The sequence below is a fragment of the Flagellimonas sp. MMG031 genome, from assembly GCF_040112705.1.
Lineage (GTDB): Bacteria > Bacteroidota > Bacteroidia > Flavobacteriales > Flavobacteriaceae > Flagellimonas.
This window is the reverse complement of sequence record NZ_CP157804.1, coordinates 725606-738853: the sequence shown is the minus strand read 5'-3', so window position 1 is coordinate 738853 and position 13248 is coordinate 725606. Positions and strand designations below refer to the sequence as shown.

General features: G+C 42.9%; 14 protein-coding genes. 7 read left to right on the top strand and 7 right to left on the bottom strand.

What is annotated here, in order from left to right; all coding sequences use genetic code 11:
* Window positions 1-3 precede the first annotated feature (3 nt).
* Window positions 4-1311: a branched-chain amino acid transport system II carrier protein gene (gene brnQ / locus ABNE31_RS03270; protein WP_349352357.1), complete on the top strand. Its 1308-nt coding sequence runs from the start codon at window positions 4-6 to the stop codon at window positions 1309-1311.
* Here the strand turns inward: brnQ and ABNE31_RS03265 are convergent, their stop codons facing one another.
* The 4 genes from ABNE31_RS03265 to ABNE31_RS03250 form a co-directional block, all read right to left on the bottom strand.
* The gene (locus tag ABNE31_RS03265; RefSeq protein WP_349352356.1) at window positions 1312-1917 is read right to left on the bottom strand and encodes a class I SAM-dependent methyltransferase; all 606 of its coding nucleotides are present in this window, start codon (window positions 1915-1917) and stop codon (window positions 1312-1314) included.
* Between the two features lie 17 nt (window positions 1918-1934).
* Complete coding sequence (locus ABNE31_RS03260) at window positions 1935-2564, bottom strand: cation transporter (RefSeq protein WP_349352355.1); 630 nt, start codon at window positions 2562-2564, stop codon at window positions 1935-1937.
* 63 nt (window positions 2565-2627) lie between these two features.
* On the bottom strand, window positions 2628-2807 hold the full coding sequence (locus ABNE31_RS03255) for a hypothetical protein (RefSeq protein WP_349352354.1): 180 nt from the start codon (window positions 2805-2807) through the stop codon (window positions 2628-2630).
* Between the two features lie 39 nt (window positions 2808-2846).
* Window positions 2847-4139 (bottom strand): aminopeptidase P family protein, encoded by a 1293-nt coding sequence (locus ABNE31_RS03250; protein WP_349352353.1) that lies wholly within the window; start codon window positions 4137-4139, stop codon window positions 2847-2849.
* A gap of 79 nt (window positions 4140-4218) precedes the next feature.
* Here ABNE31_RS03250 and ABNE31_RS03245 point away from each other — a divergent pair, with 79 nt between their 5' ends.
* Window positions 4219-4608, top strand: a complete 390-nt coding sequence (locus tag ABNE31_RS03245; RefSeq protein ID WP_179383321.1) for a DUF2721 domain-containing protein — start codon at window positions 4219-4221, stop codon at window positions 4606-4608.
* A gap of 182 nt (window positions 4609-4790) precedes the next feature.
* Window positions 4791-5219: a hypothetical protein gene (locus ABNE31_RS03240; RefSeq protein WP_306031000.1), complete on the top strand. Its 429-nt coding sequence runs from the start codon at window positions 4791-4793 to the stop codon at window positions 5217-5219.
* A gap of 8 nt (window positions 5220-5227) precedes the next feature.
* Here the strand turns inward: ABNE31_RS03240 and ABNE31_RS03235 are convergent, their stop codons facing one another.
* Window positions 5228-6118: a RimK family alpha-L-glutamate ligase gene (locus ABNE31_RS03235; protein WP_306012746.1), complete on the bottom strand. Its 891-nt coding sequence runs from the start codon at window positions 6116-6118 to the stop codon at window positions 5228-5230.
* 173 nt (window positions 6119-6291) lie between these two features.
* Between ABNE31_RS03235 and ABNE31_RS03230 the strand changes: the two genes are divergently transcribed.
* Genes ABNE31_RS03230 through ABNE31_RS03220 form a run of 3 tightly spaced genes read left to right on the top strand, consistent with a single transcriptional unit; the run spans window position 6292 to window position 9717 of the window.
* Entirely contained in the window at window positions 6292-6957 is a 666-nt protein-coding gene (locus ABNE31_RS03230) for a succinate dehydrogenase cytochrome b subunit (protein WP_179383318.1), read from the top strand.
* A 2-nt stretch (window positions 6958-6959) separates the two neighbouring features.
* Complete coding sequence (locus tag ABNE31_RS03225; RefSeq protein WP_306012745.1) at window positions 6960-8963, top strand: fumarate reductase/succinate dehydrogenase flavoprotein subunit; 2004 nt, start codon at window positions 6960-6962, stop codon at window positions 8961-8963.
* Window positions 8964-8970: 7 nt separating this feature from the next.
* Complete coding sequence (locus ABNE31_RS03220) at window positions 8971-9717, top strand: succinate dehydrogenase/fumarate reductase iron-sulfur subunit (protein WP_349352352.1); 747 nt, start codon at window positions 8971-8973, stop codon at window positions 9715-9717.
* Between the two features lie 54 nt (window positions 9718-9771).
* On the opposite strand, the gene ABNE31_RS03215 is transcribed toward ABNE31_RS03220, so the two are convergent.
* On the bottom strand, window positions 9772-11901 hold the full coding sequence (locus tag ABNE31_RS03215; protein WP_349352351.1) for a P-loop NTPase fold protein: 2130 nt from the start codon (window positions 11899-11901) through the stop codon (window positions 9772-9774).
* A 112-nt stretch (window positions 11902-12013) separates the two neighbouring features.
* On the opposite strand from ABNE31_RS03215, the gene ABNE31_RS03210 reads away from it, so the two are divergent.
* Entirely contained in the window at window positions 12014-12502 is a 489-nt protein-coding gene (locus ABNE31_RS03210) for a very short patch repair endonuclease (RefSeq protein WP_349352350.1), read from the top strand.
* Here ABNE31_RS03210 and ABNE31_RS03205 read toward each other — a convergent pair.
* A complete protein-coding gene (locus tag ABNE31_RS03205; protein ID WP_306012743.1) occupies window positions 12477-13181 on the bottom strand; it encodes a helix-turn-helix domain-containing protein in 705 nt (234 codons plus the stop codon). The two genes, ABNE31_RS03210 and ABNE31_RS03205, sit on opposite strands and share 26 nt — an antisense overlap.
* Window positions 13182-13248 lie beyond the last annotated feature (67 nt).

Below are 13248 nucleotides of genomic sequence, written 5' to 3'. Positions count from 1 at the left end.
TTATTGAAAACAAATTATCAACAACCCATCAATAAAAAATCGTTAACGATTACGGCTTTTGCCCTTTTTTCCCTCTTTTTTGGCGCGGGCAACCTTGTTTTACCTCCACTTTTGGGGTTTAAGTCGGGCAATTTATGGTGGCTGGTCACCTTGGGGTTTTGCATTTCGGGAGTACTCATTCCTATTTTGGGCATTGTAGCGCACGCCAAACTGCAGGGCACCTTGTTCGATTTTGGCAAAAAGGTATCGCCCCGTTTCAGTATCATCTACTGCTACCTTATTTATGCCATCGCCATTGCATTGCCATCACCCAGAACCGCTTCGGTAACACACGAAATGGCCATTCAGCCCTTTTGGGATGCTCCCTCTTGGCTCACGAGCCTGATATATTTTCTGTTGGTGTTCGTGTTTGCCATCAATCGCAGTAAAATGCTGGATGCCTTGGGCAAATTATTGACGCCGGGAATCCTCATTATTTTGGTGCTGATGATAGCCACTGCCGTCTTTGGTTTTGATTTTGAACTGGTCCCGTCCACGATGGACCGTCCATTTAGTTCGGGCATATTAGAAGGCTATCAAACCTTTGACGCCATTGGGGCCGTAGTGGTAGGCGCTGTAATCATCATTTCCATCAACCTGAAGGAAAAAACCGCATCGTTCGAGGAAAAGCGAAGACTCATTGGCAGAGCGGGACTTTGGGCGGGCATCGGGCTGTTTTTGGTTTACGGCGGACTTATTCTGACGGGAGCCGTTTTTGGAAATACGTTTGATGCCGAAATCTCTAGAACTAGCCTTTTAAGGGGCATTAGTACGGCAACCTTGGGAAGCACCGCCAATCTTTTCCTGAGTATTTTGGTGAGTTTGGCCTGCTTTACCACCGCCGTTGGTATTGTAACGGGTACCTCGGATTTTATAAAAGGTCGTTTTAACGATTCCATTTGGGCTTACCGCATTACGGCCTTCTTGGGCTGTGTGCTTGGGGTGCTCATTGGTCAGTTTAATGTGGGGTACATAATTTTGGTGGCGGTTCCCTCGCTAATGTTCATCTATCCCATCACCATTGTGTTGATTTTGTTGAACGCCGCTCCTTCGGCCTGGAGTTCGACCAGGGTGTTTCGAAGTGTTGTTCTGGTCACGGCCATTTTTAGTGTTCCCGACTTTCTAGGAAGTTTGGGATGGGGAGAACAAATAGCTCCCTTTGTCGATTGGATTCCGCTAAGCGAACATCAAATGGGATGGGTTTTGCCCGCCCTGGTAGCTTTTGTAGTGGCAAACTTGATTTTTGGAAACAAACCAATAGTCCAGGAATAATTACACCCTTCTTTTAAATCTGCAGAAGAGAAAATGCTGCGTAGTACCAAATGGCGTTTGATGGTTTTCTGTTTGACAACCCATTTTTTCAAACTTTTGGAAAGTAGCTTCCATTTGTTCAGGACTGTATTGCTTAATGGAAAGACCACTGCATTTTTCAGGGCCATTTTCAGAAAAGGTACCGATAATCACATGTCCCTTAACCCATTCGTTCACTAAATCTACATAGGATTGAATCTGCTCTGGCTCTGTCAAAAAATGAAAAGCAGCACGGTCATGCCACAAATCGTAGTTCTCTTTTGGTTGGAATGAGATGATATCGGTCTCTATCCATGTTACTTTATTGGCGTGTTCGCCTAATCGTTTTTTGGCCCGTTCCAAGGCCTTACCTGAAATATCAAGTACAGTGATGTCTTCAAAACCTTCATCGAGCAGAAAATCGACCAACTTGCTGTTGCCTCCGCCCACGTCTATGATTTTTGAATTCTTTTTCAGGGACAGGGAATGGATGAGTTCCAACGAAATTTGCGGCACTTCTTGTGTCCAACTGACCTCCTCCGGCGTTTTGGTACCATAAACTGTTTCCCAATGTTCTTTTTTATTCAATACTTGATTTTTAAGGTTTAATCGCAAGCACAATGTTTGTTGCTCCTTGCCTTTTCAAAGCATTCCTTTCCTTCGGAAAAAGCAAAATAGGCCAAGCCCAAGGTACCTATACTATCTATATATGGAATCTTAAAAAGTTCATAGATACCGCTGCTGACCAATAAAATAATCGACATGTACACACAAACCAAGGTACAGTTGGCATCGGCCAAAATAGGAGCTGAATTGAGTTGGCGCCCCACCTTTCGCTTCCACCAGACCAAAATCCACATCACCAGTATGGAAATGGTTGAAATGACAACACCCCAAAAAGTGGTCAAGGGTTTGTGGCCTGTCCAAATATTGTAAACACTGGATACCACCAATCCAACGACCAACAAATAAAATGCTACGCCAGTGATTCGAAGGGCGGTTCGTTCAAAATTATCACGGTTGCTATCGGGGTTTCGTTGGATCCGCAGAATCATGTGGGCAATGCCCAAACCTGAAATGACCTCGATAAAACTATCCGTACCAAAACCAAAAAGCGCAAGACTTTCATCCTCAAGCCCAAGATAGGTGGAGATAATCCCTTCCGCCACATTGTAAAAAATGGTAAAAAGGGCAAGCGCAAAGGCGGTTCGGTATAGTTTAAGCTGATCCGTCATAATCCGTTACATTAAGCCATTTGATGGAACATTTCTTTTTGGTGATGAACCAAACTGACTAACTTACTCCGAGTCTCGCTTCTTTTTATTGTAGTAATAAATGGCATACGCAATGCCAGCCAGCACCACAAAGGGAAGGTAACTCCCAATAACCACCCCGATTTCATAGGCACTATCCGGGGCTTCTTCCATCTTTTTTTCGATGGTCGATTGTTGCATCAACCACACTAGGCTCGCTCGCATACTTCTTTTGTCTCTCTAAATTCTAAAATCAGAATCTGACTATTTGTTCATCAATTCCTCGATTTCCTCGATTTCTATGGGGATGTTTCGCATCAAATTAAAGGGCTCTCCCTTTTCTTGGATAACCACATCATCTTCCAAACGGATTCCCATTCCCTCGGCAGGAATGTAAATACCGGGCTCCACCGTGAACACCATATTGGCTTTCATCGGTTTTTTCAACTCCCCGTAATCGTGGGTATTCAACCCGATATGGTGACTGGTACCGTGCATGAAGTACTTTTTGTAGGCAGGCCAGTCTGGATTTTCATTTTGCACATCGGCCTTGTCCAACAATCCAAGTCCTATCAGTTCGGAGGTCATGAGTTTTCCGACCTCCTTGTGATATTCGGCCCATAGCGTTCCGGGCACCAACATTTTAGTGGCTTCATCCTTTACACGAAGGACTGCGCTATACACTTCCTTCTGTCTGGCCGTGAATCTTCCGTTCACAGGAATGGTACGGGTCATATCGCTGGAGTAGTTGGCGTATTCCGCAGCAAGGTCCATCAAGATCATATCGCCGTCCTTCACCTGTTTGTTATTTTCCAAATAGTGGAGCACGTTAGCATTGTTGCCCGATGCAATGATGGGACTGTAGGCAAACCCTTTGGAGCGGTTCCGAATAAATTCGTGCAGATATTCGGCCTCAATTTCGTGTTCCCATACGCCAGGCTTCACAAATTCCAACACCCTTCTAAACCCTTTTTCGGTAATGTCGCAGGCCCTCTGCATCAATTCGATTTCCTCTGGTTCCTTTACCCCGCGAATGTTCTGTAAAATGGGATTGCTTTTGGCCCATTGGTGGGCAGGGTATTCCTTTTTTACTTTTTCGATGAAGCGGTCTTCCCTAGTCTGGGTTTCCACTGCTTGGCGGTAATGTTCATTGGTGTTGAAGTAGATGGTATCCGCCTCCGTCATCAAATCAAAAAATATCTTGTCAAATTCGGTAAGCCAATACACTGTTTCAATACCTGAAACCTCCGTTGCTTTTTCCTTGGTGAGTTTTGCTCCTTCCCAAACGGCGATATGGTCGTTGGTTTCCCGCACAAACAGAATTTCCCTGTGCTTGGCATCCATGGCATCGGGAAAGAGAAGCAAAATCGTTTCCTCTTGATCAGCACCGCTCAGATAAAAAAGGTCCCGGTCCTGCTCAAAAGGCAAGGTACTATCCGCACCAATGGGATAAATATCGTTGGAATTGAAGACCGCAATGCTCTTTGGCCGCATTTGTGCCACGAATTTTTTACGGTTCTTTATAAAAAGGTTGCTGTCTATCTGAGTGTATTTCATAGTTGTGATTTGATTTGCTCAAATGTAGGTAATTGCGTTACCGAAGACAAATCCTTACCTTCCCAATCAAATTGAAAAAATGGAGCTCAACCTTAGTATTCCCGCACTGCTTTTTCCTGCCATTTCGTTGACCATGTTGGCTTACAACGCACGTTACTTGGCCATTGCTGCATTGATCCGCCAGTTGCACAAGCAGTTTGAGGAAACTTCGGCGCCACCTCTAAAACAACAAATCAACCAATTGCGGACGCGATTGGGCATCATCAAGAACATGCAGGCCACTGCCATCGTGAGTTTTTTGTTGGCCGCCGTTACGATGTTCTTGATCTATGTGGAAATGCGGGTCTGGGCCAATGTAATTTTTGGCATCAGTCTGGTTTTTTTGATGATTTCTTTGATCCTTTCCCTTCTAGAAGTACAACTTTCCACTAAAGCCTTGGGGATTCAGCTCAAAAACATGGAGAAATAATACGGGATTCCAACCAGATGTGTAGGAATTTTACGTATTTCATTTCTCCTAAAATAGCATCCGTCAATTGAAAAGGCCCATACGTCAATTCGGAAGGTGCATCGGTCAATCGGTGCCCAAAAATACCTTTAGCCCCATGTACCTTTGATTCATCATTATAGATGTTTTAGACGTAAACAATTATGCAAAAGGTAAGGGATTTGGCAATTTTTAAAAAAATAAAGGAGGTCCGGGAGTACGAATTCGGTGTCTTTTACTTTTTTGATGGATTGGTCATCTCCGAAATGAGCGAAGGAGCCACTTTCGATTGGGACAAAGCCGAAAAAATAATCAGTGTGGCCTACGAAATTTTAGGAAAGGATAAACCTGTAGCTTACATCAGCAACCGAATCAACGATTATTCCGTGGTGCCCACGGACTGGCTCAAGTTCTACAAAAACCGACATCATCTAGAGTTCTACTCCATTGTGGCCTATAATAAAAGTGGTTTGGCCAGTGTTATTTTGGAAAAGATGTTCTTCAGAAACAAAATCAGGCAGTTTTCCGATTTGGAAGATGCCGTACAATGGAGCTTGGCCAAGGTCAGTGAAAAAATGAACATGTCGGCCTGAACCTAAAATTATTTGCGGCTGTTTCTTCCGTGCTTTTCCACATAACGCACAATGTGCTTGGCCACGTTGATACCCGTGGCGGCCTCTATCCCTTGAAGACCCGGAGACGCGTTCACCTCAATCAATAAAGGGCCATTTTTTGATCGGATCAAATCCACACCTGCTACGCCCAATCCCAGGTGTTTGGTTGCATTAATGGCTATGAACTTTTCGCGTGGTGTTAGTTGTACGGCTTCCACTGCGGCTCCTCGGTGCACATTGGACCTAAAGTCGTCCAAGCCGCTGGTACGTTTCATGCTGGCGACAATTTTTTTGCCCACTACAATAATCCGAAGGTCTTCCCCATTGGCCTCGGCAATATATTCTTGGAGTAAAATACTCGTGTTCATGTTGTAGAGGGTATCGATTACCGATTTTGCCGACTTTTTGCTTTCCGCCAGAATCACACCTTTGCCTTGGGTGCCCTCTTGCAGTTTTATAATGACCGGCGCTCCGCCCAAAAGCTCAATTTGATCCTCTACATTGTAGGGATTGATGGAAAACACTGTTTTGGGGACAGGAATGCCTTTTTGGGACATCATCTGTAGGGTAGCGACTTTGTTCCGGGCTCGGGTGATGCCCAATGATTTGGCGGTGGTGAACACATGGTTCAGCTCAAATTGCTTTACGATGGCCGATCCGTGCCGAGTTACCGTAGTGCCGATTCGTGGTACAATGGCATCAAACTCGTCGGTGATGTTCTCCGTTCCCATATAAATCTCGGGTCGGTCCCCGCCCAACTGCACCGAACATTTGGTATGGTCCACATGCTCCACATAATGCCCGGCCCGCTCAAATTCCTCAGCAATCCTAGCCGTGGAATACACGTTAAGGCTTACGGATAAAATGGCAACATCCATGTTTTTTTGTTTGATTTTGGATTCATTGGTAATATCGGTCAAATTTCCGGGATGGCGATAACGAGGGTTTAAATCGCATTAGCTTAAAATGAATCTAAATAACCTGCTTTACGATGTTGAAAGCTTGTTAAAAACTCCTTCGTGCCGTAAATTTGTGTAAAAACTGACTTCTAATGAGTTTGATAAAATCTTCGTTGGCCCGAAAGTACGTAATGGCGCTATCGGGTCTTTTTTTGGTTGTTTTTCTCACGCAACATCTTACTATCAACATTACTTCGGTCATTGATCCGGAAACCTTTAACTCCTGGTCCCATTTTATGGGCTACAATCCATTGGTGCAATTTGTACTTCAACCCATTTTGATTGCTGGTGTAATCATCCACTTTGTAATGGGCTTTGTGTTGGAAATCCAGAACAGAAAAGCTAGGGATGTGGGCTATGTAAAGTACAATGGCGCTGCCAATGCACCATGGGCTTCCCGTAACATGATTTACTCAGGTTTGGTGGTATTGGCCTTTTTGGCGTTGCACTTCTACGATTTTTGGGTGCACGAGATGGCCTACAAGTACATCGAGGCCAACCCACAGGACCCAACGCGTTACTACGCCGAAACCGTTGAAAAGTTCGCTCCTGTTTGGAGAACCGTGCTTTATGCGGTATCCTTTGTGCTGCTGGCTCTTCATTTATGGCATGGCTTTGCCTCCTCTTTCCAATCCATGGGTGTAAACAACAAGTACACTGCTGGATTTAAAAAATTTGCTAAAATATTCGCGGTCGTGGTACCCTTGGCCTTTGCATTCATCGCCGTTTACCACCACCTTAACCCAATAACACATTAAGTATGGGCATATTGAATTCCAAAGTTCCATCTGGACCCTTAGCGGACAAATGGACCAAGCATAAAAATGAAATTGACCTAGTCAACCCCGCCAACAAGCGGAACATTGATATTATTGTCGTTGGTACTGGATTGGCCGGGGGCTCCGCTGCAGCCACTTTGGCAGAGCTGGGCTACAATGTAAAAACTTTCTGTTATCAAGATTCTCCCAGAAGGGCGCACTCCATTGCAGCCCAAGGAGGCGTGAACGCGGCCAAGAACTATCAAGGGGATGGCGACAGTGTTTACCGTCTTTTCTACGACACCATCAAAGGAGGTGACTACCGTTCCCGAGAGGCCAACGTGTACCGATTAGCGGAAGTATCCACCAATATTATTGACCAATGTGTTGCCCAAGGAGTCCCTTTTGCAAGGGAGTATGGAGGGTTATTGGACAACCGCTCCTTTGGAGGGGTTTTGGTTTCCAGGACCTTCTACGCCAAAGGGCAAACCGGTCAACAGTTGTTGCTGGGCGCATACGCCGCCATGAACCGTCAAATCCAACGAGGCAAAATCAAATCGTACACGCGTCATGAGATGTTGGACTTGGTTTTGGTCGATGGTAAGGCCCGGGGTATTATTGCCAGAAACTTGGTGACCGGTGAAATCGAAAGACATTCTGCGCATGCCGTTGTCATCGCTTCCGGAGGATATGGAAACTTGTTTTACCTTTCCACCTATTGTATGGGTGCCAACGTGATGGCAGCCTGGAGAACACACAAAAAAGGTGCTTTCTTCGCCAACCCATGTTACACACAAATCCACCCGACCTGTATTCCGGTTTCGGGAGACCATCAATCCAAATTGACCTTGATGTCCGAATCACTGCGAAACGATGGACGTATTTGGGTGCCCAAAAAATTGGAAGATGCCCAAGCCATTCGCGAGGGTCGTTTGAAGCCTACTGAATTGGCGGAAGAGGATAGGGATTACTATTTGGAAAGACGTTATCCTGCCTTCGGTAACTTGGTGCCACGGGACGTTGCCTCAAGAGCTGCCAAGGAACGATGCGATGCTGGATTCGGCGTGAACAAAACTGGCGAGGCCGTATACCTCGATTTTGATTCGGCCATAATGCGTTATGGAAGGGAAAAAGCAATGACCTCTGGAATGAAGGATGCAGACGACAAAACCATTCGCGAGCTCGGTGAAAAAATAGTCGAGGCGAAATATGGTAACCTCTTCCAGATGTACGAAAAGATTGTGGACGAAAACCCATACAAAACCCCCATGAAGATCTATCCAGCGGTGCACTACACCATGGGAGGTCTTTGGGTGGATTACAACCTGCAAACCACCATTCCTGGGTGTTATGCCGCAGGAGAGGCCAACTTTAGCGACCACGGCGCCAACCGTTTGGGGGCATCGGCCTTGATGCAGGGTCTGGCCGATGGATATTTTGTGCTTCCATACACCATCGGGGATTATTTGTCCAACGATATTAGAACTGGGCCCATTCCTACCGACTCTCCTGAATTTGATGCCGCCGAAAACGATGTTCGTGAGCGCATCAAAAAATTGATGTCGGGTAGCGGTATCCACACGGTGGATTATTACCACAAGAAATTAGGTAAAATCATGTGGAACAAATGTGGAATGTCCCGAAATGAAAAAGAGCTCAAGGAAGCCATTGAAGAAATCGCCGCATTGCGCAAGGATTTCTGGGAAAACGTAAAAGTTCCCGGAACACCGGATTCCAAGAACCAAGAATTGGAAAAAGCAGGTCGTGTGGCCGATTTCTTGGAACTGGGCGAGTTGTTTGCCAAGGATGCATTGCATAGAAATGAATCCTGTGGAGGACATTTCCGTGAAGAGTATCAAACAGAAGAAGGCGAGGCCCTTCGTGATGACGAAAACTTTAAATACGTGGCCGCTTGGGAGTACGCAGGCGAGCCCAAAGATGCCAAATTGCACAAAGAAGATTTGGAATACGAGAATATCAAAGTAAAGACACGTTCATATAAATAAAATTGCTATGAAATTATATTTAAAAATATGGCGTCAAAAAGATGCGAACTCCAAAGGAGCGATGGTCGACTACACCCTTGATGGGGTAGAAAAGGACATGTCCTTTTTGGAGATGTTGGATATTTTAAACGAGGATTTGATCGCCAAGGGTGAAGAGCCTGTGGAATTCGACCACGATTGCCGCGAAGGTATCTGTGGTACATGTTCGTTGATGATCAACGGACGTCCGCACGGTCCAGATTCATTGATTACGGCCTGTCAACTGCACATGCGTAGTTTTAATGATGGGGACGAAATCGTAATTGAACCTTGGAGGGCCAAAGCGTTTCCTGTAATCAAGGATTTGATTACTGATCGTAGTGCTTTCGACCGCATCCAACAGGCTGGTGGTTATATTTCCGTAAACACTTCGGGACGACCAGTGGATGCCAACGCCATTCCTATTGAAAAGGAGCTTGCCGATGATTCCTTTAATGCCGCCACTTGTATTGGTTGTGGGGCCTGCGTGGCCGCTTGTAAAAATGCGAGTGCCATGCTGTTTACCTCAGCTAAAGTATCGCAGTTTGCCCTATTGCCACAGGGACAGGTAGAAGCTGCGGAGCGTGTTCAGAACATGGTGCGCCAAATGGATTTGGAAGGATTCGGAAACTGTACCAATACCGGTGCTTGTGAGGTGGAGTGCCCCAAAGGTATTTCTTTGGAGAACATTGCCCGCATGAACCGCGAATACTTATCCGCTACGTTGAAAGGATAAATCGTATCATATTTTATTATAGAGGACCCAAATTCCAAAAGGAGTTTGGGTTTTTTATTTTTCTTTCTTTCTGTAGTAGTAAATAAATTGCCTAACATTATCCTCAACCTCCGTTTGGTCATATCTGCTAAATTCTTCTATTCGGATTTCTTCTTGAATTAAACTAGGGTAATACTGTTCAACCTTCCTATAAATAAAGTCGATATCAGAAATCTTGCTCATGTACTCAAAATCCCTTTCCTCTAAGGAGGAAATATTTTCATTATTCCATATCGTGGGGAATATTCGGATATAACTTCCAGTGCTCTCTGCTGAATTCATGTGCATCTCTAGATATTCCATATACTCCTTATTCCTGTGTTCAAACAACAATGCCATTATCATTCTATTTTCATTTTGAAATGGATTTTTAAAAAAAGGATGTTGGTCTGAATCGAACACTTTATCAACTATCATTAACTCAAGTTCTTTCTTAAAATCTTGGTTTCTGAATTGTCTAGTAAAATAACATAATTCACGAAAGTTCAATTTTTCCCCCAAGGACAAGGATAACTCTTTAACTTTTTCAGGAATATCATCGCTTAGCAACCTGCCAATTGATTCAATAATCTCTAAGCGGTCGTTTTTGCCAAAAACATCACGATCAGTAACTGGAAACATATCCATTTTGCCAAATAAGTATAGAAAAAGGTTGTTTCTTATCCCAAACTCTTTACTATTGGCAATCATAGCCAAGATTCTATATTTAATCTTCGATAAATTATACTTGTTAAATAGTTCAGAATATATAAGATCCGCTTCATCAAAATTTTTGTCTTTCACTAAATTGATAAATTTACGAACTACCCCTTCCGATATCTTACCCTTAATATGATAAGAGAAATACTTGTCAAAATGATAGAAATGATTAATCCTTAATTCACTGTTCAGTTCATCCTCAGATTTAACTTTGACCATAAGCTTCAGTCTATTCAATGGAAATAGCATATTTATGATATGCATTGATGCCCTAAAATTATCATTTAACTCTTTTCTAAATCCATTCAACTCGTCTCCGGAGGCGGGAGCATCATTAAATGTAATTCTGTTTTCTAGTGCTCCTGTTATTGGATTTTGATAATAATTTTTAATTAACTCATAACAGCTAGGATCTTTTAATTTTAAATAGTTTAGCCAAAATAAATCCCTAAGATTCACATCCTCGCCTATAGAAAATGCATCAATAAAAAAACTATTAAAAAGCCTTATTATTTCTCTAGGATTTCTAAAATAGCTTGCATTATACTCTTTTCTTATCTCTTCAATCTCCGCATTTTTTGAAGTCCCTGCTTCTAAATATCCTAGATTTGATACCACATTTTTTAAGTTCTTATCAAAATAGGCCCTCAAATCCTCTTCTTCAATTTTTGGAAGCCTTATTGGAACTTGAACTATTTTTTCGAGATAAAGCCTGCCGTCTTCCGCATCATCTCCATGTCTATCCTTGATAACTTTGCATATTTGCTCATCATCCATTGTTATCAAATACACTATGTTTTTAAAATTAGCATTGAGCTTAATTAACTTTAGCAAAGAATATACCTCCTCCTTATCTAACCTATCTATATCATCAATGAAAATTACAATCTTATAATTTGCTTTAATTAATGCTTTATCAATAAAACCTTTTAAATCTACAATTGACAAAGTAGCCTTATGCTCCAAATCTCCACCTAAAGCCTTAAAAATTTCCGACGGGTCAAAAGTTAATTTCCCTGAAAAAGCTTTTGGAACACCAATGGTCGCAGATAATTTAATTGCTTTCAAGTATCTACCAAAACCTTTAATAAGCTTGGCCGCCCTCTGTAAATCCTCATTATCATTTATCCTCAATTTTTGAGAAAGACCTTCAAAAAAGTCGAATAAAATTTCGTTTTCATTGTCATATCTCCAAGGATTGAAGTGGTACTTCATTATACCTTTTTCGCCCTTCAACTTTTCAAAAACATCAATCTTATTCTCTACAAGGTTTAAAAATGAAGTTTTTCCATCCCCCCACTTTCCATAAATACCAATTACTAGTGGTTCACTATTTGATGTTGATCTTTGAATTATTTCCTGAACTTTCCTAGAATAATGCTTAAAGTTGAATAAATCTTCTTTAGCGCTGCCAATTGGCCTTTCAACAATTAATGAATCACTCATATTTTAAATTGATTTTCTTATGATTTCAAATTCCTACAAAAGGTAATTAATTTCAACATGTTAATATTTTAAATCTGTATGGTTTGCTAAATTTTACATACTTTTCAAAACAATGACCAAAGAGTATCCCAAAGAGCGTATCAAAGTACCCCGATTTAATGAGGAATCAGGTTTTTACACCACCCCTCAGCGCTCCAAGATCATGGGAAAGATCCGTGGTAAAAATACCAAGCCGGAACTCGCCTTTAGGAAAGCATTGTGGCAATCGGGCTATCGATACCGTATCGATTATAAAAAGCTTATCGGCAAGCCAGATATTGCCCTAAAAAAGTATAAAACGGTCATTTTTATTGATGGGGAATACTGGCACGGCCATAATTGGGAGGAGCGCAGGGAGAAAATCAAAACGAATCGGGAGTTCTGGATTCCAAAAATCGAACGGAACATGCAGCGTGACCAAGAGGTAAATCAAGCCTTAAAAGAAAAGGGCTACACGGTGTTTCGGTTTTGGGAAACGGAGGTAAAGAAAAACTTGGACGATTGCCTCGAAGAGGTACTTACCCACCTCAATCAAGTCAAAGCTGCTTTTTCACAATCCTGAACACCTGCAACACATCGTCCAACGGCAACTCAAAATCCTGAAATTCCGGCGAAGTGTTTAGGTTATGGCAAAGCAAGGCCCTTTTGTCCTTGTTATACCCTGTAAGTCGCTTACAGATAATCCGGTCCACACAAACAAGTATGTAAGATTCGTTCCAAAAGGTCTCCTTGTTGCGAGCCAAGGACTCTTTTTTTACTTCCAATCCAAGGACATACGACTTGTTGGGAATGGATGCAGCGCTGGAGTCGTTCATGGAGTCGCCGGAGACTTCAAAAATACGATGGGGTTCCTCGGTCAAGAAATCAATAATGAACCCTCCTTGGAATGGGTTGGTGAATTTGTCCGTCTTTAATGATTTGATATACTTTTGATGCCACTCCACCAGCACCAAAGGAGCCATTACCAAATACTTTCCATGCTCCAAGGGGTAGAATACACTGCCATGTTTGGTAAACGGTTGTCGCCTGGTATAGGCCTCTCCCATATCGTTCACCTCGTGCATGTAGAGCTCGGCGATGGTAAGACCAAAATATTCGGCGATCTTGGTCAAATTTTTTATGGGAATGTTGGCATCCTTTCTTTCGTAGAGCTGAATCGTACGTAAACTCACGCCAATTTCCTCACCCAATTGCGATTGACTAATATTATTTTTTCGTCTTAATTGCTTAATTATATACATTTATTTCTATATTGTGTAATATTGTTACGCAATAAGCGCTCAACGCAGCAATTTCTCTAGTTTTCTG

Bases quoted from the DNA above. Each gene is read 5' to 3' on its own strand.
- ABNE31_RS03225 (WP_306012745.1), top strand. From the start codon at position 6,960: ATGGGCATATTGAATTCCAAAGTTCCATCTGGACCCTTAGCGGACAAA.
- ABNE31_RS03245 (WP_179383321.1), top strand. From the start codon at position 4,219: ATGGAGCTCAACCTTAGTATTCCCGCACTGCTTTTTCCTGCCATTTCG.
- ABNE31_RS03260 (WP_349352355.1), bottom strand. From the start codon at position 2,564: ATGACGGATCAGCTTAAACTATACCGAACCGCCTTTGCGCTTGCCCTT.
- ABNE31_RS03220 (WP_349352352.1), top strand. From the start codon at position 8,971: ATGAAATTATATTTAAAAATATGGCGTCAAAAAGATGCGAACTCCAAA.
- ABNE31_RS03230 (WP_179383318.1), top strand. From the start codon at position 6,292: ATGAGTTTGATAAAATCTTCGTTGGCCCGAAAGTACGTAATGGCGCTA.
- ABNE31_RS03215 (WP_349352351.1), bottom strand. From the start codon at position 11,901: ATGAGTGATTCATTAATTGTTGAAAGGCCAATTGGCAGCGCTAAAGAA.
- ABNE31_RS03255 (WP_349352354.1), bottom strand. From the start codon at position 2,807: ATGCGAGCGAGCCTAGTGTGGTTGATGCAACAATCGACCATCGAAAAA.
- ABNE31_RS03250 (WP_349352353.1), bottom strand. From the start codon at position 4,139: ATGAAATACACTCAGATAGACAGCAACCTTTTTATAAAGAACCGTAAA.
- ABNE31_RS03235 (WP_306012746.1), bottom strand. From the start codon at position 6,118: ATGGATGTTGCCATTTTATCCGTAAGCCTTAACGTGTATTCCACGGCT.
- ABNE31_RS03205 (WP_306012743.1), bottom strand. From the start codon at position 13,181: ATGTATATAATTAAGCAATTAAGACGAAAAAATAATATTAGTCAATCG.
- ABNE31_RS03240 (WP_306031000.1), top strand. From the start codon at position 4,791: ATGCAAAAGGTAAGGGATTTGGCAATTTTTAAAAAAATAAAGGAGGTC.
- ABNE31_RS03210 (WP_349352350.1), top strand. From the start codon at position 12,014: ATGACCAAAGAGTATCCCAAAGAGCGTATCAAAGTACCCCGATTTAAT.